This is a genomic window from Ruegeria sp. YTSA108, from assembly GCF_059610185.1.
This window is the reverse complement of the sequence record NZ_JBXWND010000002.1, coordinates 224,857-249,130: the sequence shown is the minus strand read 5'-3', so window position 1 is coordinate 249,130 and position 24,274 is coordinate 224,857. Positions and strand designations below refer to the sequence as shown.

The following is a 24,274-nucleotide window of genomic DNA, read 5'->3' as shown; positions in this document are numbered from 1 at the left end:
AGCGGAGTTTCCAATGCCCGACGTTACAGACATCGCCCCCGGTTTCACTTTGCCCCGCGACGGCGGTGGTGAGGTTACGCTGTCAGACCTGCAAGGCAGCGCCGTCGTTTTGTTTTTCTATCCCCGTGATGATACGCCGGGCTGCACCAAGGAATCCATCGGTTTCTCGGAACAACTTCAAGCCTTTGCTGATGCCGGCGCCCAGGTTTTCGGCATCTCGCGCGACACGGTGGCTAAGCATGACAAATTCGTCGCCAAACACGGTCTTACGACGCCACTTTTGTCCGACGAAGGCTCGACCGTTTGCGAGGATTACGGTGTGTGGGTCGAGAAGAACATGTACGGGCGCAAGTCGATGGGGATCGAGCGTTCGACCTTTCTGATTGACGCCGACGGTAAGATCGCTCGCATCTGGCGAAAGGTCAAAGTGCCCGGCCATGTGGAAGAGGTACTGGAAGCCGTGCGCGCGCTGTAACCCCTTCACCGCGGTCGTCATCCGGATTATGACCCGCACAAATCTTGAAAGCGGAGATATCCCGGTGTCGAAAACACTGACCCAAATGGCGACCGAAGTTCTGACCACAGCAGACGGGCGCGAAAAGACCGCCCTGTCCAAGCGCCATGCCGCAGCTTGGTTTGCGGCGCGATCAGGGGACGCTCCTGCGATTGAAGTGGGCACCGCAACACCGCCGTTGAATCCCGCCCGACCGGACAAACCAGATTTGCTGTCCCCCCGGGATGTCCCAAGGCGCGGCCCCGGCTCCGAGGCTGGGCGCATTGCCCTGCTACACGCGGTCGCCCATATCGAACTGAACGCAGTTGATCTGCATTGGGATATAATCGCCCGATTTGGCCATGTCCCTATGCCTATCGGTTTCTACGACGACTGGGTCAAATGCGCCGAAGAGGAATCGCGCCACTTCGAAATGGTCTGCGATTGCCTGGAACAGATGGGCAGTCATTACGGCGCCCTGCCCGCCCATGCGGGTATGTGGCGCGCGGCCGAAGATACAGCAGAAGATTTGATGGGCCGTTTGGCCGTAGTGCCAATGGTGCTTGAGGCGCGGGGTCTGGATGTGACCCCCGGCATGATTGACATCTTCCGCAAGGCAAAGGCTGAACAGGCCATTGCAGCGCTCGAGGTGATCTACGCCGAAGAAGTCGGGCATGTTGCTTACGGGTCCAAGTGGTTCCATTTCCTTTGCGGACGCGAGAACGCTGACCCAAAGGGTATCTTTCACGATCTGGTCCGGCGCTATTTTCATGGCGTTCTTAAACCGCCCTTCAACGAAGAAAAGCGGGCCGAAGCCGGATTACCGCCGGATTTCTATTGGCCGCTGACCGAAGGCCTGCCGCCGCCCGGCTCTGCCTGCTAGGTCGGCATGCACGGTCATAGCGGTCTTTGAAACATCCTCCAGTTGATGTAATCGGCAATTTCTCGCCGAGAATTGGCGGGATTAACCCTGTTTGTTGTGTGAACTAGTTAACAAACTTGCCCAAATCGGACGTCCCCTCTATTCAGTTGCCCCAAGGGACGGAGACCACTCACAACCGATCCCGAATTTGGGGATCGAGAGGTAAGGCGCGTGCGAACACGTCTGGCAATCAAACTACATTCGCTGCTTGAGCAGCACTTCCCGGAACGCCGGGTCTTTCTGAAATCTGACAATGACACACGGTTCATCCGGCTCAGCTCAGAGACACAAATCTTTGCAGTTGCTGGTGTTGCCCTGTTTGTTGGCTGGACTGCGGTCACTACGGCAATCCTGTTGATGGACAGCATCGGATCAGGCAACTTCCGGGAACAGGCCAAGCGCGATCAGGCGACATATCAGGAGCGGCTGAATATCCTGTCAGCAGAGCGTGACGTGCGCGCTCATGAGGCTCTGATGGCTCAGGACCGGTTCAACGCTGCGCTTGAACAGATCTCTGCGATGCAATCCGAGCTGCTGGCGTCCGAAAACAGCCGCCGTGAATTGGAAACGGGGATCGAGGTAATCCAGTCCACCCTGCGCACCACCATGAAACAACGGGAATTTGCCCGTCAGGAGCTTGCGGCGCTGCAACAATCAGATTCCGATGATGGGCTCACGTTGGCAAACACTGCCAGCCCCGAACAGATGGAATTTATGACCGTTGCTCTGACCCGCACCGCGCAAGAGCGTGATCAGATCGCAGCCGACGCCCGGAACGCACTGGATCAGCGGGACGATCTCGAGCTTGAGATCCGGCTGATGCAGGAACGCAGCGACGAAATTTTCCGTCAGCTAGAAGAAGCAATGATCATCTCGGTCGAACCGCTCGACAAGATGTTCCGACAGGCAGGTATGCCAACTGACCGTATCATTGAAGAAGTACGGCGTGGCTATAGCGGCATGGGTGGCCCCCTCACCCCAATTTCCTTCAGCACGCGCGGTGAGGACCTGACCCCCGACGAGATCCGCGCGAACACTCTGTTGCAACAGATGGACCAGCTGAACCTCTATCGTATCGCAGCAGAAAAGGCCCCGTTTGCCAGCCCGGTGAAAGCGGCTGTCCGCTTTACCAGTGGCTTCGGCACGCGCCGTGACCCAAAAACGGGCGGTCGCCGCATGCATAACGGTTCCGATTTCGCCGGTGCACTTGGAACTGATATCTTTGCGACCGCCGACGGCGTTGTCACCCATGCGGGCTGGCAATCGGGTTTCGGGCGTCTGGTCAAAATCCGGCACGCCTTCGGAATTGAGACACTTTACGCTCATAACACCAAGTTACGGGTTAAGGTTGGCCAAAGGGTCTCGCGCGGGGATCATATTGCTGATATGGGTAACACCGGACGGTCGACCGGAACGCACCTGCACTATGAGGTCCGCGTAAACGGAAAACCTGTTAACCCAATGACTTACATCAAGGCTGCAAGAAATGTTTTCTAAGAGCAAAATCAACGAGCCCGGAACCAATGCCCCAGAGGCCGCCAAGCCTGCCGCTCCGGCCACTCCGGCAACCCCTGCACCGACGGAAACCAAGGCCAGCACCGCGCCCAAACCCAAGCCACCCGCATCGGTCCTGTCTTCGGATCTGCACATCACCGGAAACCTGAAAACCTCGGGTGACATTCAGGTCGAAGGTACGGTGGAAGGTGACATTCGTGCGCATCTGCTGACCATCGGTGAAACGGCGACCATCAAGGGCGAAGTCACTGCAGATGACGTTGTCATCAACGGCCGTATCGTTGGCCGCGTGCGTGGCCTGAAAGTGCGCCTGACCTCGACCGCACGGGTCGAAGGCGACATCATTCACAAGACAATCGCCATCGAAAGCGGCGCGCATTTCGAAGGCTCCGTTCAGCGTCAGGACGATCCTCTGAACCCTGGCCGCAGCGGAAAACCGGGCGCTAACCCGGCTGCTGACGTCAAACAGTAATCCTGACAGACTGACAGGAAACAAACGCCGCGGGACAGCCTGCGGCGTTTTCTTTTGCAATTCTGACCGAAAGGCTTTCACTGATCAGGTTGGTTCCAGGTCGCATTGGCCTCGATCACTTCTGCGACCATCAGCGCCTTTTCGGACAATTCTGGTGGCGTGCCATCATCAAAGGCAAGCTGCTGCATTCTTCGATACATGACTTCAGACGTGTAAAAATCAAATGCAGCCGTGCCGTCCGGGCTTTCCCAGAAGGCCGTGATCCAAACCGAGGGTGCATACACGTAACACCAGTCCTGCCAGAACCGTTCTGCCAAAGTCGCCGTTTTAACTGCGGCTACTTGCGCCAAAAGGCCATCCATTGGCCAACCCCCGAGGCGAAACATGCATAGCGTATCGTCCAGACATTCTTCTGAGCCCCCTTCGATCGCCTTCAGAAGAAAACGTTTCTGGAAATCGTCCAGGACACGCCACTCCTCCGACGACCAGTTCCGGGCCTGTCCCGTCGGATACCGGCTCAGGCTGACTTCGATCCCGACAGAGCTTACCTCTTCGCCACAGGCCAAGACCTCTAGCACACGCGGCAAAAGATAGGCCCAGGTATTCTTGGCAATCCCTTCCGGATCACTCGCTGCAAAAAACCAGTCCTGAAGATAGTGCAACGGCAGTTCCTGAATGGGCGGGTGAAAGAAATCAGCCTCGATATCCGGTTCCATGCAGCACCCTTCGCAGACCTCGATATTGCTTGGCTTTGGACGTTTAAAAACGCGATAAGCATCCTGAATGAGCGGGAAGAACGGATCATCCGGCAATAACTTGGCCTTAACCGGCTTATTCGTCTTTGACGTCATCGTAGGCTGAACCCATATTTCCATGCCACACCCATAGGTCTATCTGCCCACTTTTGACGTGGCAAGCGCGCTCAAATACCCCTTCATTCTCCGCCGAATTTCTATGTGTGATGAGTAGCTTCGATATTTCTGTGTTTTGGATTACACTACAGCCCGTTGGTTTTCGGAGGACTTTTCATGTCAACAAAACTCATGGCTGAATTTTTCGGTACATTCTGGTTGGTGCTTGGCGGTTGCGGCAGCGCTGTTTTAGCGGCTGGCGTCGCGGATGTCGGTATCGGCTGGTTGGGCGTATCTTTCGCCTTTGGCCTAACAGTGCTGACTATGGCATTTGCCGTTGGCCACATTTCAGGCGGGCATTTCAATCCGGCAGTCAGTCTGGGTTTAATGATCGGCGGACGGTTCCCGGCTAAGGATCTGCTGCCCTATTGGATTGCTCAGGTTATCGGAGCCATTGCAGCAGCGGCTGTTCTGTATCTGATCGTCAGCGGCGCACCAGATTTCGCCGGGGTCGGAGGCTTTGCGTCCAATGGCTATGGCGAGGCTTCACCCATGGGCTATTCGATGATGTCCGCCTTGGTGATCGAGATCGTGCTGACGGCATTTTTCATCCTGATCATTCTGGGCGCGACCTCAAGCGGTGCTCCGGCAGGGTTCGCGCCGATTGCCATCGGTCTGGCGCTGACGCTGATCCACCTGATCTCGATCCCGGTGACCAACACATCTGTCAACCCGGCACGGTCAACCGGTGTTGCCCTGTTTGCCGATGGGCCGGCGCTGGCTCAGCTATGGTTGTTCTGGGTTGCCCCGCTGATTGGTGGCGCGATTGGTGCGCTGATCTGGAAGGCCATGTCTGACGACTGACCCAAGCGCACGCTTACAAAAAGACCCCGGCACCTGACCAGGCACCGGGGTCCTTTTATCTATTCGGTCACGGTGACCTTTTTCATCGCATCCGGCTGGCCGATTACGGCTCCGTTCGGGCCTTCGCCTCGCTTGATCGCATCAACAACGTCCATACCGTCAGTGACCTGACCGACAACCGTATACTGACCGTTCAGGAACGGCCCAGGTTCAAACATTATGAAGAATTGCGAGTTGGCACTGTCGGGATCCTGCGCCCGCGCCATGCCAATAACACCACGATCAAAGTTATAGTCCGAGAACTCAGCTGGCAGATCCGGCCGATCCGAACCACCAGTACCGGCACGACGCATATCGCCACCCACCCGACCGTGTTCAACGTCACCGGTCTGAGCCATGAAGCCGTCGATCACGCGGTGAAACACCACGCCATCATACTGACCAGCAGCGGCAAGGGCGCTAATTTGTTCAACATGCTTGGGGGCAATATCGTCAAACAGATCAACGGTTACGGTGCCATTGGCCCCCTCGCCCTCAATCTCGATCTCAAGGCCCGTGGCCAGTGCAGGACCGGCCAGCAGGACAAATGCGGCGGCCAGCTTATACATCGGCAGCCACCTTGACGCTGATCATACGATCCGGGCTTGCGGGCGGCTCGCCCCGAACGATGGCGTCCACATGCTCCATCCCGTCGATGACACGGCCATAGACCGTGTATTGGCCGTTCAGGAAGTGGTTGTCGCTAAAGTTGATGAAAAACTGCGAATTGGCCGAGTCCGGATTCTGCGACCGAGCCGCGCCCAACGTGCCGCGATCATGCGGCAGTTTCGAAAACTCTGCCGGAACATTCGGCAGCGATGACCCGCCTGTGCCTGCACTGCGCAGGTTGAATCCGTCTTCCATATCGCCGTGCTGCACGTCACCGGTTTGCGCCATGAAACCGTCGATCACACGGTGAAATGCCACGTTGTCATATTCACCGCTGCGCGCCAGTTCCTTCATCCGAGCGCTATGCTGCGGGGCCACATCTGGCAGCAGCTCGATGACGACATTGCCGCCCTTCAGCTCGATGATGATTGTGTTTTCGGGATCCTTGATCTCGGCCATGTGGCCCTCCTGTCGTTTGTCTTGCGCAAATACCTATGCGCCACGCACGCGAAAGCCAAGTGACGCATTGACCTGAGGGCAAAATGCAGGAAAAGAACCGCCTAGATCGGTTGCCAAACACGAGGATCGCGCGATGGGCTGGAAAACACTGGACGATATGGACCTGAACGGTAAACGCGTGCTGGTGCGCGTGGATATCAATGTGCCCGTGGTGGATGGGGTCGTGACCGACGCTACCCGGATTCAGCGCATCGTACCCACAGTACGCGATATTCTCGCCGCAGGTGGCAAGCCTATCCTTCTAGCCCATTTCGGACGCCCGGGCGGAGAGCGGCGCGAAAGCCTGTCGCTGAAACAACTTATTCCCACACTGGAAAGCGCCTTTGGCGCGCAAGTTCTGTTCGCAGCCGATTGCGTCGGAACCGAGGCCGAGCTTGTCGCAGACACTCTGCAAGCCGGGCAAGTATTGCTGTTGGAAAACACCCGTTTTCATGCTGCTGAAACCAAGAATGATCCTGATCTGGCTGCTGGCATGGCCAAACTGGGCGAGGTCTATTGCAACGACGCCTTTTCCGCTGCGCACCGCGCCCACAGCTCAACCGAAGCTATCGCTCGCCTGCTGCCTGCCTGCGCTGGTCGGCTGATGCAGGCCGAGCTGCAAGCACTTGAAAGCGCTCTTGGCGCGCCCGAGCGTCCGGTAACAGCAGTGGTCGGTGGGGCAAAAGTGTCAACCAAGCTGGAGCTGCTGGGCAACCTGATCGACAAGGTGGATCACCTGATCATCGGCGGTGGCATGGCCAACACCTTCCTAGTGGCACAAGGTATCAGAGTCGGCAAATCGCTGGCGGAAACCGCGATGAAAGACACTGCCGCAGAGATTCTTGCCAAGGCGGAAAACTCTGGTTGCCAGATCGTTCTGCCGTGTGACGTGGTTGTTGCAAAAACCTTCCAGGCCAATGCGCCGCATCAGGTTTTGCCCGCAGACCAATGCCCCGAAGACGGCATGATCCTGGATGCAGGCCCCGAGAGTGTCGCCGCTATCACTGAAGTCATCAGCCAAAGCCGAACCCTGATCTGGAACGGCCCTTTGGGCGCCTTTGAACTGGAACCGTTCGATGCAGCAACGAATGCGGCCGCACTGAAAGCTGCCGCGCTCAGCCGTTCGGGCCAGTTGGTCTCGGTCGCGGGCGGTGGTGATACCGTAGCCGCCCTGAACGCGTCCGGCGCGGCGCGGGATTTCACCTATATCTCGACAGCAGGCGGCGCATTCCTGGAATGGATGGAAGGAAAAACCCTTCCCGGCGTCGCCGCGCTGGAACAATAAATTCAGCTGCACGGGTAATTTTGCGAATCGGGGGATTCACAAGCCGAATCACCTGTGACATAGTGCAGTCAGATGCCAAGCATAATGGCACGACATTGAGGCAGACTTCATACGGCGGTAAACAGAGTGTCCCGTTCCCATCGGCCCGGTTTGGGCTCAGTTGCTTTTTTCTCGGTGGCTTTCATGCTGGGTGTGTATTTCACCTTTGCTGCCGTCCAAGGTGACTATGGCCTGTTTCGACGGGTCGAGATTGCAGCGGAACGGGATGCTCTGTCGCGCGACCTTGCAGCGTTGAGCACCGAAATCGCCGAAATGGAAAATCTGACCCGCAGGCTTTCAGACACCTATCTTGACCTCGATTTACTGGATCAGCAGGCGCGCTCGATCCTTGGTATGATCCGCTCGGATGAGATTGTCATCCGCTGAGCGGGGCCAAAATTCTTCGTCGGAAATCCCTGCTGTGGTAACGCATACGTCCCTACCTGAACGGTTTTCCGCGTGTCAAACCACAGCGCAATATTTCCACTCGCCAGAAAGCCTCAAATGTTCTATTAGATAGTTTAACGCTAAACTATCTTGCCGAGAGGGGGAGATCGCCACAATGGCTGCGCGAAAAACCACAAAGAAACCAAACGTTTCTGCGGAAGAACTCAAGACCTATTACCGTGAAATGTTGCTGATCCGCCGATTCGAAGAAAAGGCTGGCCAGCTATACGGCATGGGTCTGATCGGTGGTTTCTGCCACCTGTATATCGGTCAAGAGGCAGTTGTTGTGGGACTGGAAGCAGCCGCCGAAGAAGGTGACAAGCGGATCACCTCTTATCGCGATCATGGGCATATGCTGGCCTGCGGCATGGATCCGGGCGGCGTAATGGCAGAACTGACCGGGCGCGAGGGCGGATTGTCCAAGGGCAAAGGCGGTTCGATGCATATGTTCTCGAAAGAGAAGCATTTCTATGGCGGTCACGGCATCGTCGGGGCGCAGGTTCCTCTGGGTGCCGGGCTGGCCTTTGCCGACAAGTATCAGGAAAACGGCCGCGTCACCTTCACCTATTTCGGGGACGGTGCCGCCAACCAGGGTCAGGTCTATGAGACTTTCAACATGGCCGCCATCTGGGAACTGCCGGTGATCTTCGTGATCGAGAATAACCAATACGCGATGGGGACATCCCAGGCGCGGTCGACTTCGACCAAGGATATCTACCACCGGGGCGAGGCGTTCGGCATCCCTGGCGAGATCGTCAACGGCATGGATGTGCTAGCGGTCAAAGAGGCCAGCGAAAAGGCTGTCGCTCATTGCCGCGCGGGCAAAGGTCCGTACATTCTGGAAATCAAAACCTATCGCTATCGCGGACACTCGATGTCCGACCCGGCCAAGTACCGCACCCGCGAAGAGGTTCAGAAGGTGCGCGAACAAAGCGACCCGATCGAACATGTCCGCGAGCTGCTGCTTTCCGGCAAACACGCGACCGAGGATGACCTGAAGGCGATCGACAAAGAGATCAAAGAGATCGTCAATCAAGCCGCTGAATTCTCGAAAGAAAGCCCCGAGCCGTCGCTGGACGAGCTTTGGACAGATATCTACGCCTGAGAGGACGATTAAGACATGGCAACCGAAATTCTCATGCCCGCCCTTTCCCCCACGATGGAAGAGGGCACCCTGGCCAAATGGCTGGTCAAGGAAGGCGACACCGTATCAAGCGGCGATATCATGGCCGAAATCGAAACAGATAAGGCCACGATGGAGTTTGAAGCCGTTGATGAAGGGATCATGGGCAAGATCCTGATCGCTGAAGGCACCGAAGGGGTCAAAGTAAATACCCCTATCGCCATCCTCGTCGAAGAAGGCGAAGACGCCTCCGCCCTGCCCGCGGCTGCACCCGCAGCAGCAGCGACGACCGAAGCCGCCCCTGCTGCGGTTGAGGCCCCTACTCCTGTCTCTGCCCCAGCCGCACCTAAGGTAGATCTGTCCCCAGATTGGCCAGCTGATGCCGAGATGAAGTCCGAAACCGTGCGTGAAGCCCTGCGCGACGCCATGGCCGAAGAAATGCGCAATGACGGTGACGTCTACCTCATGGGTGAAGAAGTCGCGGAGTATCAGGGCGCTTATAAAATCTCGCAAGGTTTGCTGGATGAATTTGGCGCCAAGCGCGTAATCGACACCCCGATCACCGAACATGGTTTTGCCGGGATCGCAGTTGGTTCGGCCTTTGGCGGGTTGAAACCGATTGTCGAGTTCATGACCTTCAACTTCGCCATGCAGGCGATTGACCAGATCATCAACTCGGCCGCGAAAACGCTCTATATGTCCGGCGGTCAGATGGGCTGTCCCATCGTGTTCCGGGGTCCGAACGGTGCCGCCGCCCGCGTGGCAGCCCAGCACAGCCAGGACTATGCAGCCTGGTATATGCAGATCCCCGGCCTCAAGGTCGTCATGCCCTATTCAGCGGCCGACGCCAAAGGCTTGCTGAAATCCGCGATCCGTGACCCGAACCCGGTGATCTTCCTGGAAAACGAAATCCTCTATGGCCGCTCATTCGAAGTGCCGCAGGTGGATGACCTGAGCATTCCGTTGGGCAAGGCCCGCATCTGGCGCGAGGGCACAGACGTGACCATCGTCAGCTTTGGGATCGGCATGCAGTTCGCACTGGAAGCCGCCGATAAACTGGCCGAGGACGGCATCAGCGCCGAAGTGATCGACCTGCGCACCATCCGCCCGATGGACACAGGCGCAATCATCAATTCGGTGATGAAAACCAACCGTCTTGTGACCGTCGAAGAAGGCTGGCCGCAAGGCTCGGTCGGCAGCTACATTTCATCGGTGGTGATGCAGGAAGCGTTTGATTACCTCGACGCGCCTGTCATCAACTGCACCGGCAAGGATGTTCCGATGCCCTATGCAGCGAACCTCGAAAAACTGGCGCTGGTGACCACCGACGAGGTGATCGCAGCCGTCAAACAAGTGACCTACCGGTAAGGGAGCAACAGACAGATGCCCACCGAAATTCTGATGCCCGCCCTGTCGCCGACCATGGAGGAAGGCACGCTTGCCAAATGGCTGGTCAAAGAGGGCGACACAGTCTCCTCCGGAGATCTGCTCGCCGAAATCGAAACCGACAAGGCCACGATGGAGTTCGAGGCCGTTGACGAAGGCACAATCGGCAAAATCCTGATCCCTGAAGGAACCGAAGGGGTCAAGGTCAACACCGCCATCGCGGTTTTGCTGGAAGAAGGCGAAAGCGCTGATGATATCAGTGCAACGCCTGCAGCGGCTCCGGCGGCGGCGCCAGCCGCCACGGGCAACGAGGCCTCCGCTCCAGCGGCGTCCGAAGCGCCCGTCCCCGCCCCGGCAGCGCCGGTCAAGGCAGATGGCGGTCGTATCTTCGCCTCGCCCCTGGCTCGTCGCATCGCTGCGCAAAAAGGTCTCGACCTAGCGCAAATCAGTGGATCCGGCCCACATGGGCGTATCGTCAAGGCGGATGTCGAAAGCGCAACCGCAGCCCCTGCTGTGGCGGCTGCCCCTGTACAGGCCGCATTAGCACCAGCCTCCATAGCCGCGCCAACCGGCCCCTCGACGGATATGGTCATGCGGATGTACGAATCCCGCGATTACGAAGAGGTTAAGCTGGACGGGATGCGCAAAACCATCGCCGCGCGCTTGACCGAGGCCAAACAAACAATCCCGCATTTCTATCTACGCCGGGATATCAAGCTGGATGCACTGCTGAAATTCCGCGGTCAGTTGAATAAGCAACTTGAGGCCCGCGGCGTCAAACTCAGCGTCAATGACTTCATCATCAAGGCCCTGGCCAATGCGCTGCAACAGGTGCCCGAATGCAACGCCGTCTGGGCGGGAGATCGGGTTCTGCAGCTGAAACCCTCGGACGTGGCCGTTGCCGTCGCGATCGAAGGTGGCCTGTTCACGCCGGTCCTGCAAGACGCTGACACCAAGTCGCTGTCAGCGCTTTCAACCGAGATGAAGGACCTGGCTGCCCGTGCCCGCGAACGCAAGCTGGCCCCGCATGAGTATCAGGGCGGCACATTTGCGGTCTCGAACCTGGGCATGTTCGGCATCGACAATTTCGACGCTATCGTGAACCCACCGCATGCGGGCATTCTGGCCGTCGGCACTGGCGCAAAGAAACCAGTTGTTGGTGACGATGGCGAACTGACGGTTGCAACAGTCATGTCGGTTACGATGTCGGTCGATCACCGGGTCATCGACGGTGCCCTCGGTGCGCAGCTGCTGCAGGCGATCGTCGACAATCTGGAAAACCCGATGGTCATGCTGGCCTGATATCTGGCTAAAAAAAGGCCGCCCTCTACTGGGCGGCCTTTTTCTTTAAGAACCTTCAGATCTAGTGATCTTTGCCCAGCATATGATCCATCGAGATCGAGGGCTGGTCACATCCTGCTTCACCGACGATCTTGGCCGGAATACCGGCAACAGTTTTGCATGGTGGCACCTCTTGCAGCACCACCGAACCGGCGGCAATCCGGCTACAATGGCCCACTTTGATATTGCCCAAGACTTTGGCGCCGGCGCCGATCAAAACGCCATCACCAATCTTGGGGTGACGTTGCTCCTCTTCTTTTCCGGTCCCGCCCAGCGTGACCGAATGCAACATCGAAACATTGTCGCCAACGATGGCCGTTTCACCGATCACGATGGAATGAGCATGGTCGATCATGATCCCCTTACCGATTTTGGCAGCCGGGTGAATGTCGATGCCGAAGATTTCGGAGGACCGCATCTGGAAGAAATAGGCCAGATCATATCGCCCCTTGAGCCATAGCCAATGGGCGACGCGGTAGGCCTGCATCGCTTGATAACCCTTGAAATACAGAATCGGTTGCAGAAGACGGTGGCAGGCCGGGTCCCTCTCGTAGACCGCCATCAGGTCTGCGCGGGCGGCCTCAATCAAATGGGGATCGTCAGCATAAGCTTCGTCCACGATCTCGCGCAGAACCATCATCGACATTTCGTTCGAACATAGTTTTGCGGAAACGCGATAGGACAATGCTCTGGTCAGGCTGCGATGATGCAGAATACAGGCGTGCACCAATCCACCCATCAGTGGTTCATTCTCGACCGCGGCCTGAGCCTCGGTCGTGATGCGATCCCAAACGGGATCTACAGGTGTGACATGACTGCGCTTTTCCAACATGGCTTTTGATCCTTTGCTGCGCCTAGAATGCCATTTAGTGGCTAAAACGCCAAACGCAAACCCGTGATCGGCAAAGCAACGAAAATGAATGAGGCTGACCTGAAGCAGATCAACGAGAAAATCCGTGCCAGGCTGGACGAATTGGCGCGCCAGTCGCAGGCCGGGAAAGATGCGCAATCTGTTGTTGAACTGGATCAACAATCTATCGGTCGTCTGAGCCGGATGGATGCGCTACAGAACCAGGCCATGGCCAAGGCGCACCAAGTCAATCGGGACCTTGAATACCGACGCCTTTTGGCCGCGTTGAAGCGGATTGAAAGTCAAGAATACGGATTCTGCGAAGATTGCGGCGAGCCGATTCCAAATGGCCGACTTGAATTGGACCTCGCCGCAACCAGATGTGTCAGCTGTGCTTCTGGTTGATGCGGAACCGGATCAAATGACGCAGCACCGTCTCAAAACACCGGCAATACTGCAGATCATCGAATGCGGGTTCGGCGGCAAGGCGCCGGTTTCGCGCCGCAGCCATTAACGAACCGTTGCCGAACAACGGGTGTAGCCGCCCTGTTTACTTACATGGCCATCAGCCGTTTCAGCTTCGGCAATCATACGTCGGCATAAGCGTTCACGCTGATCGGGCGGCGCGTTCAACAAAACACGCGCCGCCGCGCTGACATCTCCGTGCAATACGGGCCGCACCGCGCCTATCCGACCTGCAGCCTGACAGGCAATCCAGGTCCGTAAGCCGCAGATATCTGCGAAACCGACACCTCATAAGACCCAGTTGCAGCGTCACCGGCCTTCATGGACGACGTGTAATTCCAATCCGGCTGGGCAACGACCTCTTCGCGGATCAGGCTACCATTCTGCCGGACCTGAACAAGGTAGGCTTCGGTTTCTTCATTCAACGGCACATCCAGCCCGGACCAGTCATCGCCATCCAGACGTGTCCGCCGCCCCCATGAGAACACGTCCCTCGAGCTGGATTGCTGCACGCGAAGATGAGAGGGGGCATAGGGCCGCAAACCATTGCCTTCAAAGGCCTCGACCAGATGCTCGTAAGAGGGATCTTCGTACCCTCTGGTTGCGGGGCCAATGCGGTAATGTTTGGTCAGGCCACGTTCCGACCGCAACAACCCTGTCTGGAAGACACGTTCGTCCAACAACACGAACATTGATCCTTCGGGCCAGAGATCGGGCATAATCGCATCTGTCCCCAGCTGACCGCGCAACCGCCCGGACAGGCTGTAGACGCCCGTGGATTGCAAAGCCGCATCCGCGAATTGGAACACCTCCCAGTTGTCCGGCGTTCCGTCGCCAATCGCCGCAAGATTTGCCCCGCTTAACAAGGCAGACCGTGGACGAGATTCCAACAGGCCATCTACCAGATTGACCTGCAAGGCATCGCCCTCGTCCCAAAGTCCGGCACTGGCCCTTCGCATCGGGCTTTCGGTGAAGCCTATTATGGCCTGCCCTGTAATCACCTGTTGCAACGCGTAATCCTCATCGCTTGATGCGGCGTACACCGCAACGCTTCCTGGCCAGGGGTCTGCTGCAACCGCAAGATATGGCGCATGCGGCACTTCGGAACCGGTGATCAGAGGCAGGTCCAAGAATACCGGCAGCACCGGCACCGGAGCGATGAATGGCTTCGCAGAAACCTCATCAGCGGGGGCATCCGGGGGCGTGTAAACGCCGGGCTCAATCCGGACCGCCTCGGCCAGTTGCATTTCAGCCTGTTCCAGTCTGTCGATACGATAGCGCGCATCCTGCCCACCGCTGACCAGCTGCACAACATCCCCTGCCCCGACATTCAAAAGCGATGGCGGCAATGCAAATCTGGCCGTTTCGCGCGAGACACGCGCCTCACTCAGCCAGCGTTCCACCGTTTGACGCCCCTCGGCCCGCGTCATGGACAACGGCATCTCATTTACCGATACCGAATGGGTTTCATCATCAGGCAACACAGCCTCTTCCGAGGCTATTTCATGGTCAGCATCAGACTGAACAAAGCGCAGCCTGACACGGCCGGACATTTCCGCCTCAGCCTCGCGGCGATATTCCACGTGTCCGTCAATGTCCGAAGTGATGGCCAACTGCTCTTCATTCAGGGTCAGGGCACGTGCGCCATCCCGCATCTGAAAGATCAGTTTTCCTTCGCGTTCAAGCGCATCGAAACAATACCGCAGCATGAGCGGTTGCAATGCCGAACGGGCATCCGAAACCTGTTCAACCGCATAGCCCTGAACGGAACCGTAAAGGCCCGAGACATCAATCTCGGTAACACCGGCAGCATGGCAAAGCTCGGTCACAACAGAGGCCAGCGTTCGTGAGCCGGAACGCCCATTAAGCCAATGGCCGCGGGCATAGTTGGCCCCATCGCTCCACTGGCTGCGCAGGTTTGGAAAGGTCGGATAGGGCCGCGCATCCCACGCCCAGACATAGGCATTGTACACGTCCACCATCGGGCCGCCATAGCTGGATGAAACTGGATTGATATCTGCGTCCGACCAATAGCCAAGAACCGCCCTGAGGTATTGCGTCTGCAGAAAGTCGTCCCGAAGCCCGTTTGAATATTTCGGCAACCCGGATTCTGAAGATTTAGGGTCTAGAAACTTGTTGGGCTGGTTGGTGCCTTTGTCTACTGCCGCACAACCGAGCTCAGTGAACCAGATGGGCTTGGACTCTGGCAACCAAAGAGTCGGGTTATCGCTACGCACACCATTGATTCGCTCGTGATGCGGTTGTGACCACCAGTTGCGAACGTCCTTATAACGCCAGATCCACGGCTCGTTATGTGAACCATCTCCGATCGGCGTACGGATTTGTGCCGCCTCTTCTTCGGGCGAGGCATAATACCAGTCATAGCCTTCGCCACCTTCGATGTTCCCACGCAGATAGGAAAGATCGTAGATGGATTTTGCGCCGGCATCCGCATCCACGTGATCTTCACCGTCCCGCCAGTCGGACAGAGGCATGTAGTTGTCGATACCGACGAAATCTATGTTGTCATCCGCCCAAAGCGGATCGAGGTGAAAGTAGCGATTCCCACTGCCATCATTTGGCTGGTAGCCGAAATACTCGCTCCAGTCCGCCGCATAACCGATCTTTGTGTCTGGCCCCAGAATACTACGCACTTGCCCTGCCAAAACGCGCAGCTGCTCAACGGCCGGAAATCCGTTTAGGCCACGAATCTGGGTAAGACCACGCATTTCCGAACTGATACAGAAGGAGTCCACCCCACCTGCCGCCTTACACAAGGCAGCGTAGTGAAGAATAAATCGGCACAACCCCCATTCCTGCGGGCCAGAGTAGGAAACAGTGCCGTTTCCGATAACAAAATCATCCGCTCGCGCCTGACCAAAGAAATCGGACACCTGAACATTGGCCTCAGCCATCTGGTCGGGAGACCCGTCTCGCCCAGGCGCAACGCTCAGAGTGATGCGACCGCGCCAGGGAAGGTGCGGCTGATCGCTGGCATCAGACCACGGGTCGGGCAATCCGTTTCCACCGATCTGATCCATCAGGATAAACGGGTAGAACATGACCCGCTTCCCCTCTTGCTTAAGGTGTTGGATCGCTTGAATAACCGACGCGTCCGCTGGTGTCGCGCCATAGACGGGCTCGTTATTTTCCTGACGAACGATCTGGGCGGTTGCCCTTGTCAGCCCCGCGACACCCCAGGGCATATTTTTGCCTTCGATACCATTTTGCAGAACCTTTGGTTGTATCTTGCATTGACCGCATCGCAGATCACTTCCGAACCAGGACACAACCAAAGAGGCGGCTTCACAGTCCGGAAGTTCACTTTTCAAGGCTTGTGTGGACGTCACGAGATCAGGCAAACCAGAGGTCGAATTCACATTGGCCGCCCAACTGCGGCCGCGGCCTTTTGTGTAATTCACCTGCTGGGACGCCAGTGCATATTCACCGGTCCCAGGCATTAGCGCCACGCCTCGTACAATACGTGACAGGGAATTTTCGGTATCAGGCAAACCAGGCTGCTCTTGCCGTACGACCTCGAACGAGAACTGCGGGACGCGGTTTCCAAAAGCGCCCAGCTTCAAATCCTCGATCACAATATAGGCGGTGCCACGATAGGCCGGGACATTTCCAGTACCTTCGATTGCTTCGATCAACGGATCGGGCAGCTGATCGTCGGTGCCAGGATAGACGCGCATATTCAAACTGCTGCGCTCAATCTCTTCGCCATCCGCCCAGACACGCGGCACGTCAGATATTTGCCCCGCGCCCAACGCGACCGCTAATGAAACTGAATAGCTGTAGCTGTTGGTGGTCGTTGTAACCTCGGGCTGCTTGGGGGATCCCTTGCCACCCCCAACCGATTGCGTGGTAGAGCTGGTGCTGCGGGTTTCCAAAAAATCCGAAGCCCAGATAACCTGCCCCCCGATACGCATTCGACCAAAGATGTTGGCGACAGCGGCGCCCTCGCCCGTCTGAGTAAGGCGAAAACGGTCCAATCGGCCTGTTTCTACAACTTCGCTGCCGCTGCCCATGACCGACTGGCTCATCAAACGCTGGTCGATGACACGCCCAAGAGTGGCACCAATGGCACGGCCGATAACTGCCGTAGACAGCCCTGCAACCGTGCCGCCAATGGCTCCGCCAACTGCGGCACCCGCCGCAGACAGTAATATCGTCGCCATCTAGATATCCTCCGTGGGGAACTCAAAACAAGAAACAACCCGCCGTCGCCACGGGTCGCTCAGGGCGCTTTCAACAACGCCATGTCCGGAATAAGCGTGAATGAACCGAGGGATGTCTCGACAGGTGCTGACAATCCCCAAATGCTTGGCAACGCCACTTTCCCGCATACGAAACAGCAACACGTCTCCGACAGAAAACCATGCCGGGTCTTTCTCGATAAGATGGCGGCGTGCTGCGGCCCACATACGCTCTTCGCCCTGTGGTTCAGACCAATCCATGCTATAGATCGGGACGGCCTCAGGTTCGTGCCCAAGCACCGCCCGCCATACGCCGCGCAGCAGGCCCAGACAGTCTGTTCCGACCCCTTTGACAGAAGCTTGATGAACATAGGGGGTACCAAGCCAGCTTCGGGCCTCATCAACAATGCTTTGCTTTATCGGGATCATCGTCTGCTGCCTCCGCGGTTCGCCCCGTTGTTCTTGGGAACGGCCATCACCCAATCTTCGGAAGGCAGGTCAGGAAAACCTTGGAAATTAGTGATATTATTGAACTTCACGCGACAGGTCGTCATGCGCTTGTCGCAACCTGCGGTCAGCCTCACCCTGTCGCCTTCGGCCAATCCTCCGCTGATTGCGGACCACAGTATGATCGAACGGCCATCGTCAGTCTTTTGGTCCTTCTTGACCGCCCGCCACAGCCCAGCCGCACGGCCTGTCACCACATCAAGTCGTCCACGTTCAAACCATGCCTCAAGGTGAGTTTCCGCCCCTCGCAGCTGCAAAATACTGCCCTCCGTCAAACCGACGATTTCGGCTTCGTCAGAATATCCCGGGGCATCGGTGTTGAACCCGCACGCCTTGTCGCCCAGCACGGCTGTGCAGGGCTTTTGGTAAATCCGGCCCAAAGGTCGGTTCAACTTATCTGTCAGGCCCCGCAGTTCGGCATGAAAAGCCCCACCTGCCCGTCGCAATTCACCAATTGATCCGCGGAACTGCAACATTCGCTGCGATGGATCGGCCCAGTTCACAAGCCATGCCCGCACCTCGGCCCCGTCGAAGCGACCGGATTCGATATCCTCTTCGGTTACTGCGACATCCGATAACGCACCCATTGCTTCCGAGTTATCAATGGACAGCCCCGTTGCCTGCTCGATCGCGGCCGCCGTCAGACCCGAACTTGCATTGAAGTCCAGGCCTTCAAAGCTCAGCTTCAGGTCATGGTCGGTAAAGCCAAGCTGAACACCGTCTGTGCGCCTAATCGCCCAACACCGACAGGTCGTTGTCAGACCGCTCTGCAGATGGGCCTGCAGGGCCTGTTTGTCACCAGCCATCAGACACGCACCTCGACCACTGGCACGTTCGGAACGTCCCCTGCCTGAAAACTCGCGACACTTGTTTGGATCTTGTCGGTGTCAAACCTCACTGGCACATCGAATTCAAAGCCGGCGGTGATATCAACCCGTTCAGGCGGAGGCGAATAGAACGTGACCAACCCCGAGTTCAGATCCACCTCGAAGTCGACACCTTCACGCATCTCATCCTGCTCGACGCCTACGCGGACGGTTCCCAATACGGGTTTGACGACCGGCCTTACATAACTGAATCCACCCGAGGAATAGGTCTTTACCAGCTGGAATTCTGTCGCTACGCCATCACCTTCCGCAATGATCTGGTCGCCTTGGGCAACTTCGCCCGTAGCCGCACCGGATTTGAAATCGGACCAGTCTTTCCAGCGAAATCCAAACATCTGCCCCTGCCTCGCCTCGAAGAACGAGACCAACGTTTCGATGTCATCCAAGGATCGCATACCCAGACCGGCATCATAGCGACGCCGCGAATGCGCCCAAGGGGTATTGCGCTCTTCGAACCCGTTTGCCAGCGTCACAATATCCGTGCGCCTCTCGGGCCCACCGACCGAACCAAAACTCAGGCTGGCCGGAAATCTCACTTCGTGGAAATTCATGGTCTGCTCCCTGATCTACCTATTGCGATTGCCACGGCCCAGCGCGCGGCTCATCTGGGCCGCGATCTGGCTTTGGCTTCGACGAAAACCCTGCACGTCCGGGGTCGTGATGTTCATCACCACGTTCACCGCAGAGCCGCCGCCAGACATGCGCACACCTAATTTCCCATCGGTACCGCGGGCCAGCGGCATGATGGCCTCGGGGCCAGCCTCGCCCATCAGCCCGGTGCCCCCACGCATTGGAAACGTGGTTGGACCGCTGATCACTCCACCGTTGGCAAAGGGCATCACCCGTCCTTGGCTGAAGCTGCCGCCGTCAGCAAAAGGAAGAATGCCCTTCACAAAACCTCCGATCCCATTGGCTAGAAGGCCGCCGAAATGATCCGTGACCGGTTTGATCGCAGCAGAATAAGCGGTGCGGATCATCGAGTTCTTCAACACGTCCAGCGCATCGGACAAGTTCATTCCGTCCATCACGACACCATCGAACGCCCGTCGCAGGCCACCGGACATGCCACGCTCCAGCGTTGCAACATCCTTGCCCGTTTCCTCAAAGGCTGCTTTGATGCGCTTCATCTGCCCATCAAATGCCGCAGCCATCGATGCCGCATCACCCAACGAGTCGCCAAGCGCCTCGCCCCGCTCCTGCAGGTCTTCCAACCCGTTACGATCCGTCATCACGCTCTCCTTTTGTCTTGTCCGGATAGGCCGCCAGCAACGCGTCCAGACCCATTCTGTTCATCGAAGGCATGCCCGCGCCATGCCCCAGCATCAGCCGCAACTCGGCCGGGGTAAGGCTCCAGAATTGATCCGGTGTCAGGCGTAGGCTGAGGTATCCGACCCGCATCAATGCGGGCCAGTCGAACCCGCTCATGCCTGCCCCGGCACCATGAAGGCCCTTGCCAACAACTCGGCCGCAGCACGTGCGCCGTGCATTGGCCCGCCCTCAATCTCGGCACTCAGCAGATCGGCGCGGGTGACATTGGCCCCGCCCCCCCGCAGCCCGGCGACGATAAGCGCCAGAACATCACCGCTGGAATAGGCGCCGCCTTCGAACCGTTGCACCAGTTCAACCAGTGTCCCTGTGCCCAACTCCCGTTCCAGTTCCGCCAAAGCGCCCAACGTCAGCTTCAGAACCCGTTGCTCTCCATCGATGGTCAGTGCCACCTCTCCCGTCCACGGATTGGCCATCGTTACAGCGCCGTAAAGGTCAGAGCACCGGCGCTTGCCATGCTCATTTCATAGGTCGCTTCGCCATTGTGAGAGCCCGCATATTCGATGCCGGTCACCTGGAACGCACCTTCAACAATCCCGAAATCCGGGATGATGATCTGAAAACCAGGTGTCTCACCGTCAAAGAACAGCTGTCGCGCGCGCTCATCCGTTCCCGCGTCCTTGAATACGCCCGAGCCCGAGATCGAGGCCGACTTGACCCCCGCGCCCGACAATAGCTCGCGCCAGCCACCCTGGCTTTCCAGGCTGGTGACATCGACACTTTCCGCATTGAAACTGACCCGCGTGGCACGCAGCCCCGCAATGGTCTCGAACAGGCCTGAGCCGTTCATATCCACTTTGACCAACAGGTCTTTTCCGTTCTGGGCAGCCATTTGCTCTCTCCGTTGATTACTTAATCGTCTTCCACGCGGGCGCGGAATCTCAGGTCGATCTGGCGGATCGCGCCGCCCGTTCCGGTCCGACGGGCCGAGGCACGTTCGAACCACAGCCCGACCAATCGGCCTCGATCCAGGGTCAGCCCTGCACTGTCCAAGGCGTCACAAATCGCCCCCGCCAGCGTTTTTGCTGCACCGAACCCGGCAGCTTCGGACACGACGGACACCGTGAAACGATGGACGGCACCGGTCCCCGATCGGTCCGAGGCATCGCGCACCTCTTCCGGGCCCAGCGTCACATAGGTTTGCGGAACTGAACCCGCTGGAACGGCGTCATAGATCGCTCCACCTGAAAGAGTGCTGATCTGTGTGTCTTCCGACAATTTCTGGTAGATTGCCGCTTGCAACGCGGCTGAAACGCCATAGCTCATACCGCCACCTCCTCATCCGCAAAGCAGATCAGGTACTGGCCGCGCGGGTCTCGCTCGGCGACGGCGCGGATAACGAAACGGCGTGTGCCTTCCGCAAACCGCTGATCCGGCGAGGGGCGCATGGTCGATCCTTCGGGCGCGCCACGAACCACAATCCGGTAGCCGACACGCGAAACCGGCAACCCTGCAACATTTCGCTCTGACCCGCTGCGCGCAGTGACTTCGGCCCAAACCGAGCCCAAGGCGACCCATGTTTCCAGATACCCACCGGCGCCATCAGCGGTGCGCACAGAGGATTCAAGCAACAGTTTTCTATTCAGCCGAGGCGCCTTCATTGGGCCACCCCTGCACCAAAACGAACCACACGATAGCGTTGGATCAGGCTGGTCACGCCAAAGGGCATACAGCCGGCACCCAACGTGGTCTCATCCCGGTATTCATAGTAATGCGCGGCCAACAGCAGAACCGCCTGCCCGAGATCTGCCGGCAACCTTGACCATTCCCCGGCAATACCGGCGATAAACGCGATCTTCACGGATCCGCCGGTCGAAATAGCGGGCAAGACAGCCCCGGCAGGGCGTATCCGCGGGCGCTGGCTATCGCGATCCAATCTGTATCTGTCAGACGAAACGGCGGTTTCAGTACCCGCTGCATCCGTCAAACTGACCGTATTGATGGTCGAGACCGGCGCCACAGGCAGCACTTCGCCCGCAGGGTCACGCCAACTGTTAAGGCTCCAGGAAAACTCACGCGTGATAAGTACCTTCCCGGTACGCGCCTCAATCGCAGCAATCGCCGCCCTTAAGAAGCCCTTGAGCACTTCATCCTGCACGCTGGCACCAGTAAAGCCTGTTCCCAGCCTCAAATGCGCCTTGAACTGATCCACCGGCAGCGCCGCATCCGCGATGGCGGTTTCTTCGATCAACATCATCCATTCACTCCGCAATCTCGGACCCTTCCGGGGCCGTAACTTCAGGAATTGACGGGCACGCGCCGCCCCACGTTGCTCGGACGGAGGGGAGCAGCTAGACAACGCAGGGATCTCGCCCCGACCCGCGCCCGCCGCCCCGAGGGGCGAAGGCCCCCCGGGATTCAGCCCGCTTTAGGCGGTGCCGAATTTCACGAGTTTGATCGCAGCAAAGTCGCTGACATCACCGCCGACGCGCTTGGTCGCATAGAACAGAACATGCGGTTTGGCGCTGAAGGGATCGCGCAATACGCGCAGGTCCGGGCGCTCGGCGATGGTATAGCCCGCCTGGAAGTCACCGAAGGCAATCGAGAAACTGTCGGTTCCCGCATCCGGCATATCTTCGGCGATCAGCACCGGATAGCCCATCAGACGTGCCGGCTCACCCGCCGCCAGACCGTCCGACCACAAGAAGCGGCCATCGCTGTCTTTCAGCTTGCGGATCAGACCAGCAGTTTTCGAGTTCATCACGAAGGTTCCGTTGACCCGGTACTGCGCACCCAGCGCATAAACCACGTCCACAATGGCATCCGCCTCGACACCGCCATCGATGCCGGTGGGGACATAACCAATGTTACCCCAATCCCAAACATCGTTGTCGACCTTGGCGTGGTTCAGAATACCCTTGGGTTTGTCCGCACCGTCGCCGTTGATAAAGGCCGAGGCCTCGGCGCGTGCAAACTTGTCCGCGATACGGCCGGCCAGCCAACCCTCGACATCGAACGCGCTGTCATCCAGCAGTCGCTGCGAGGCTTTGGGCAGTGCGCTCAACTCGTGCAGCGGGATCGAGATTCGGTCAATCGACGGGGTGCTGGTTTCGCTCGCCGCAGCATTTTCATCTGCCCAGCCCGCACCGACATCCGTGTGGTCGATCAAAACATCGAACGAGTTCGCCTCGACATTTACGATCGAAGCAATCGAGCGGATAGAGGCCGTAGATTTCAGCACCGATTTGATGATCTCGGCGGTTTGCGGGTCAATCAGGTACCCACCGTCACTGTTCACAGCGCTCGAGAGGGATTTCACCTCCATCTCAAGACCACGCAGGCCGTCATCCTCACCCGAACGCACATAGGCATCAAAGGCCTTCTGATGCGGTGCGCCTTCCTCGATTGAGGCCGCAAGATGCGGGCGTGCCGCGATGGTTGATTTACGATCCAGCATGGTCAGTCGCTCTTCTGTCTGTTGCAATTTTGTCTTAACTTCAGCCTTGAGGCCCTTGAATTCGTTCACGAAGCCAGTCATCGCCTGCTTCACCTCCTGAACCAGGGGCACACCCTCTCCGGTCAAGGCCGGGGTTTCGGTCTTGCTCATCAGCACTTCCTTTTTGGGGGTGAGGTTTCGGCGCGCTAGGTTCGCGCCAGTTCCTGCCGGGCGTGATCAAACACCTCGGCAATACTGCGCCAGGTGTTCTCGGCCTCGGGGTCCACCCCCTTTGCCGCCACCCGCGCACTGGGCAGCATCGGGAACGTCACCAGCGACACCTCCCACAGCTCCAGTTCGGTCAGGACCCGCTGGCCCTTGTCATTCTTCACGGCGCGCTTGGTACGATAGCCAATCGACAGGCCATCCATTGCGCCCGCCCGGATCAACTCGGCCGCCTCGCGGCCCTTTTGCGTGCTTTTCAGCAGACGGCCCTTGACCCACAGGCCCCGGTCGTCCTCGCGCACCTCGTCCCAAACCCCGATGGGTTGCGCCGGATCGTGCTGCCACAGCATCTTGACCCTTTGGCCCGCTGTAGCCAGCCCCTCAAGGGAACCGCGATACGCACCTTTCTGCACCACGTCACTGCCCTGATCCACCTGTCCAAACAGGCTGGCATAACCTTCGATCACCGCGTCCTCGGTCACCGAAAGGCCCTCTCCGAACCGTGCGAACTTATGCTCCAAATCCATAATCTTCTCCATGTAACCTGCTGAA

At 58.0% G+C, this 24,274-nt stretch carries 28 protein-coding genes and 1 pseudogene; 11 read left to right on the top strand and 18 right to left on the bottom strand.

All coding sequences use genetic code 11. The features are described from left to right. Positions 1 to 13: 13 nt before the first annotated feature. The 4 genes from AC2FHW_RS04305 to AC2FHW_RS04290 all read left to right on the top strand — a co-directional run bounded on the left by AC2FHW_RS04305 (position 14) and on the right by AC2FHW_RS04290 (position 3,402). Entirely contained in the window at positions 14 to 475 is a 462-nt protein-coding gene (locus tag AC2FHW_RS04305) for a peroxiredoxin (RefSeq protein ID WP_496705946.1), read from the top strand. A 28-nt stretch (positions 476 to 503) separates the two neighbouring features. Then, the gene (locus AC2FHW_RS04300) at positions 504 to 1,376 is read left to right on the top strand and encodes a ferritin-like domain-containing protein (protein ID WP_496821471.1); all 873 of its coding nucleotides are present in this window, start codon (positions 504 to 506) and stop codon (positions 1,374 to 1,376) included. Between the two features lie 210 nt (positions 1,377 to 1,586). Next, a complete protein-coding gene (locus AC2FHW_RS04295) occupies positions 1,587 to 2,912 on the top strand; it encodes a DUF5930 domain-containing protein (RefSeq protein WP_496821470.1) in 1,326 nt (441 codons plus the stop codon). After that, positions 2,902 to 3,402, top strand: a complete 501-nt coding sequence (locus tag AC2FHW_RS04290; protein ID WP_271947570.1) for a bactofilin family protein — start codon at positions 2,902 to 2,904, stop codon at positions 3,400 to 3,402. The genes AC2FHW_RS04295 and AC2FHW_RS04290 overlap by 11 nt, the downstream gene beginning before the upstream one ends. Before the next feature lie 77 nt (positions 3,403 to 3,479). Here the strand turns inward: AC2FHW_RS04290 and AC2FHW_RS04285 are convergent, their stop codons facing one another. After that, entirely contained in the window at positions 3,480 to 4,277 is a 798-nt protein-coding gene (locus AC2FHW_RS04285; protein ID WP_496821468.1) for a hypothetical protein, read from the bottom strand. Between the two features lie 153 nt (positions 4,278 to 4,430). Between AC2FHW_RS04285 and aqpZ the strand changes: the two genes are divergently transcribed. Beyond that, the gene (gene aqpZ, locus AC2FHW_RS04280) at positions 4,431 to 5,117 is read left to right on the top strand and encodes an aquaporin Z (RefSeq protein WP_271947574.1); all 687 of its coding nucleotides are present in this window, start codon (positions 4,431 to 4,433) and stop codon (positions 5,115 to 5,117) included. 59 nt (positions 5,118 to 5,176) lie between these two features. Here the strand turns inward: aqpZ and AC2FHW_RS04275 are convergent, their stop codons facing one another. Together AC2FHW_RS04275 and AC2FHW_RS04270 are read right to left on the bottom strand one after the other, a co-directional pair. Next, positions 5,177 to 5,725: a peptidylprolyl isomerase gene (locus AC2FHW_RS04275; RefSeq protein WP_142633219.1), complete on the bottom strand. Its 549-nt coding sequence runs from the start codon at positions 5,723 to 5,725 to the stop codon at positions 5,177 to 5,179. Next, complete coding sequence (locus tag AC2FHW_RS04270; RefSeq protein WP_271947577.1) at positions 5,718 to 6,224, bottom strand: peptidylprolyl isomerase; 507 nt, start codon at positions 6,222 to 6,224, stop codon at positions 5,718 to 5,720. The genes AC2FHW_RS04275 and AC2FHW_RS04270 overlap by 8 nt, the downstream gene beginning before the upstream one ends. Before the next feature lie 133 nt (positions 6,225 to 6,357). On the opposite strand from AC2FHW_RS04270, the gene AC2FHW_RS04265 reads away from it, so the two are divergent. The 5 genes from AC2FHW_RS04265 to AC2FHW_RS04245 all read left to right on the top strand — a co-directional run bounded on the left by AC2FHW_RS04265 (position 6,358) and on the right by AC2FHW_RS04245 (position 11,845). After that, entirely contained in the window at positions 6,358 to 7,548 is a 1,191-nt protein-coding gene (locus tag AC2FHW_RS04265) for a phosphoglycerate kinase (protein WP_496676106.1), read from the top strand. 126 nt (positions 7,549 to 7,674) lie between these two features. Beyond that, positions 7,675 to 7,974 carry an FtsB family cell division protein gene (locus tag AC2FHW_RS04260; protein WP_185956602.1) on the top strand — a complete coding sequence of 100 codons (300 nt, stop codon included), beginning with the start codon at positions 7,675 to 7,677 and terminating at the stop codon, positions 7,972 to 7,974. A gap of 175 nt (positions 7,975 to 8,149) precedes the next feature. Continuing rightward, on the top strand, positions 8,150 to 9,139 hold the full coding sequence (gene pdhA / locus AC2FHW_RS04255; protein ID WP_142633213.1) for a pyruvate dehydrogenase (acetyl-transferring) E1 component subunit alpha: 990 nt from the start codon (positions 8,150 to 8,152) through the stop codon (positions 9,137 to 9,139). Between the two features lie 15 nt (positions 9,140 to 9,154). After that, on the top strand, positions 9,155 to 10,525 hold the full coding sequence (locus tag AC2FHW_RS04250) for a pyruvate dehydrogenase complex E1 component subunit beta (RefSeq protein ID WP_271947583.1): 1,371 nt from the start codon (positions 9,155 to 9,157) through the stop codon (positions 10,523 to 10,525). A 15-nt stretch (positions 10,526 to 10,540) separates the two neighbouring features. Continuing rightward, complete coding sequence (locus AC2FHW_RS04245; RefSeq protein WP_271947585.1) at positions 10,541 to 11,845, top strand: pyruvate dehydrogenase complex dihydrolipoamide acetyltransferase; 1,305 nt, start codon at positions 10,541 to 10,543, stop codon at positions 11,843 to 11,845. Between the two features lie 61 nt (positions 11,846 to 11,906). Here the strand turns inward: AC2FHW_RS04245 and cysE are convergent, their stop codons facing one another. After that, positions 11,907 to 12,716, bottom strand: coding sequence for a serine O-acetyltransferase (cysE, locus tag AC2FHW_RS04240; protein ID WP_142633207.1), 810 nt, complete (start codon positions 12,714 to 12,716; stop codon positions 11,907 to 11,909). An 84-nt stretch (positions 12,717 to 12,800) separates the two neighbouring features. Here cysE and AC2FHW_RS04235 point away from each other — a divergent pair, with 84 nt between their 5' ends. Then, positions 12,801 to 13,139: a TraR/DksA C4-type zinc finger protein gene (locus AC2FHW_RS04235; RefSeq protein ID WP_271948079.1), complete on the top strand. Its 339-nt coding sequence runs from the start codon at positions 12,801 to 12,803 to the stop codon at positions 13,137 to 13,139. Here AC2FHW_RS04235 and AC2FHW_RS04230 read toward each other — a convergent pair. From AC2FHW_RS04230 to AC2FHW_RS04165, 14 genes and pseudogenes are all read right to left on the bottom strand, one after another. Then, positions 13,120 to 13,415: pseudogene (locus AC2FHW_RS04230) on the bottom strand (DUF7742 family protein). The gene AC2FHW_RS04235 and the pseudogene AC2FHW_RS04230 sit on opposite strands and share 20 nt — an antisense overlap. Before the next feature lie 5 nt (positions 13,416 to 13,420). Continuing rightward, a complete protein-coding gene (locus tag AC2FHW_RS04225; protein ID WP_496821466.1) occupies positions 13,421 to 17,383 on the bottom strand; it encodes a baseplate multidomain protein megatron in 3,963 nt (1,320 codons plus the stop codon). Continuing rightward, positions 17,384 to 17,830, bottom strand: a complete 447-nt coding sequence (locus AC2FHW_RS04220) for a C40 family peptidase (RefSeq protein ID WP_271947589.1) — start codon at positions 17,828 to 17,830, stop codon at positions 17,384 to 17,386. Next, a complete protein-coding gene (locus AC2FHW_RS04215; RefSeq protein WP_271947591.1) occupies positions 17,827 to 18,714 on the bottom strand; it encodes a phage/gene transfer agent baseplate hub protein in 888 nt (295 codons plus the stop codon). The genes AC2FHW_RS04220 and AC2FHW_RS04215 overlap by 4 nt, the downstream gene beginning before the upstream one ends. Next, positions 18,714 to 19,346: a DUF2460 domain-containing protein gene (locus AC2FHW_RS04210; protein WP_271947592.1), complete on the bottom strand. Its 633-nt coding sequence runs from the start codon at positions 19,344 to 19,346 to the stop codon at positions 18,714 to 18,716. The genes AC2FHW_RS04215 and AC2FHW_RS04210 overlap by 1 nt, the downstream gene beginning before the upstream one ends. Before the next feature lie 15 nt (positions 19,347 to 19,361). Then, a complete protein-coding gene (locus AC2FHW_RS04205) occupies positions 19,362 to 20,024 on the bottom strand; it encodes an RcGTA-type gene transfer agent tail tape measure protein (protein ID WP_271947594.1) in 663 nt (220 codons plus the stop codon). Beyond that, positions 20,011 to 20,220, bottom strand: coding sequence for a rcc01693 family protein (locus AC2FHW_RS04200; protein WP_271947596.1), 210 nt, complete (start codon positions 20,218 to 20,220; stop codon positions 20,011 to 20,013). Before AC2FHW_RS04200 ends, AC2FHW_RS04205 begins: the two co-directional genes overlap by 14 nt. Then, a complete protein-coding gene (locus AC2FHW_RS04195) occupies positions 20,217 to 20,537 on the bottom strand; it encodes a gene transfer agent family protein (RefSeq protein ID WP_271947598.1) in 321 nt (106 codons plus the stop codon). Before AC2FHW_RS04195 ends, AC2FHW_RS04200 begins: the two co-directional genes overlap by 4 nt. A gap of 2 nt (positions 20,538 to 20,539) precedes the next feature. Further along, positions 20,540 to 20,953 carry a phage major tail protein, TP901-1 family gene (locus AC2FHW_RS04190; RefSeq protein ID WP_142633188.1) on the bottom strand — a complete coding sequence of 138 codons (414 nt, stop codon included), beginning with the start codon at positions 20,951 to 20,953 and terminating at the stop codon, positions 20,540 to 20,542. Positions 20,954 to 20,973: 20 nt separating this feature from the next. Continuing rightward, entirely contained in the window at positions 20,974 to 21,387 is a 414-nt protein-coding gene (locus AC2FHW_RS04185) for a DUF3168 domain-containing protein (protein ID WP_281994461.1), read from the bottom strand. Further along, positions 21,384 to 21,722 carry a phage head closure protein gene (locus tag AC2FHW_RS04180; RefSeq protein ID WP_496705933.1) on the bottom strand — a complete coding sequence of 113 codons (339 nt, stop codon included), beginning with the start codon at positions 21,720 to 21,722 and terminating at the stop codon, positions 21,384 to 21,386. The genes AC2FHW_RS04185 and AC2FHW_RS04180 overlap by 4 nt, the downstream gene beginning before the upstream one ends. After that, complete coding sequence (locus AC2FHW_RS04175; RefSeq protein WP_496700535.1) at positions 21,719 to 22,318, bottom strand: head-tail connector protein; 600 nt, start codon at positions 22,316 to 22,318, stop codon at positions 21,719 to 21,721. The genes AC2FHW_RS04180 and AC2FHW_RS04175 overlap by 4 nt, the downstream gene beginning before the upstream one ends. 171 nt (positions 22,319 to 22,489) lie before the next feature. After that, positions 22,490 to 23,668, bottom strand: coding sequence for a phage major capsid protein (locus tag AC2FHW_RS04170; protein WP_271947605.1), 1,179 nt, complete (start codon positions 23,666 to 23,668; stop codon positions 22,490 to 22,492). 35 nt (positions 23,669 to 23,703) lie between these two features. Next, positions 23,704 to 24,261 carry an HK97 family phage prohead protease gene (locus AC2FHW_RS04165; RefSeq protein WP_142633177.1) on the bottom strand — a complete coding sequence of 186 codons (558 nt, stop codon included), beginning with the start codon at positions 24,259 to 24,261 and terminating at the stop codon, positions 23,704 to 23,706. Positions 24,262 to 24,274: the final 13 nt, after the last annotated feature.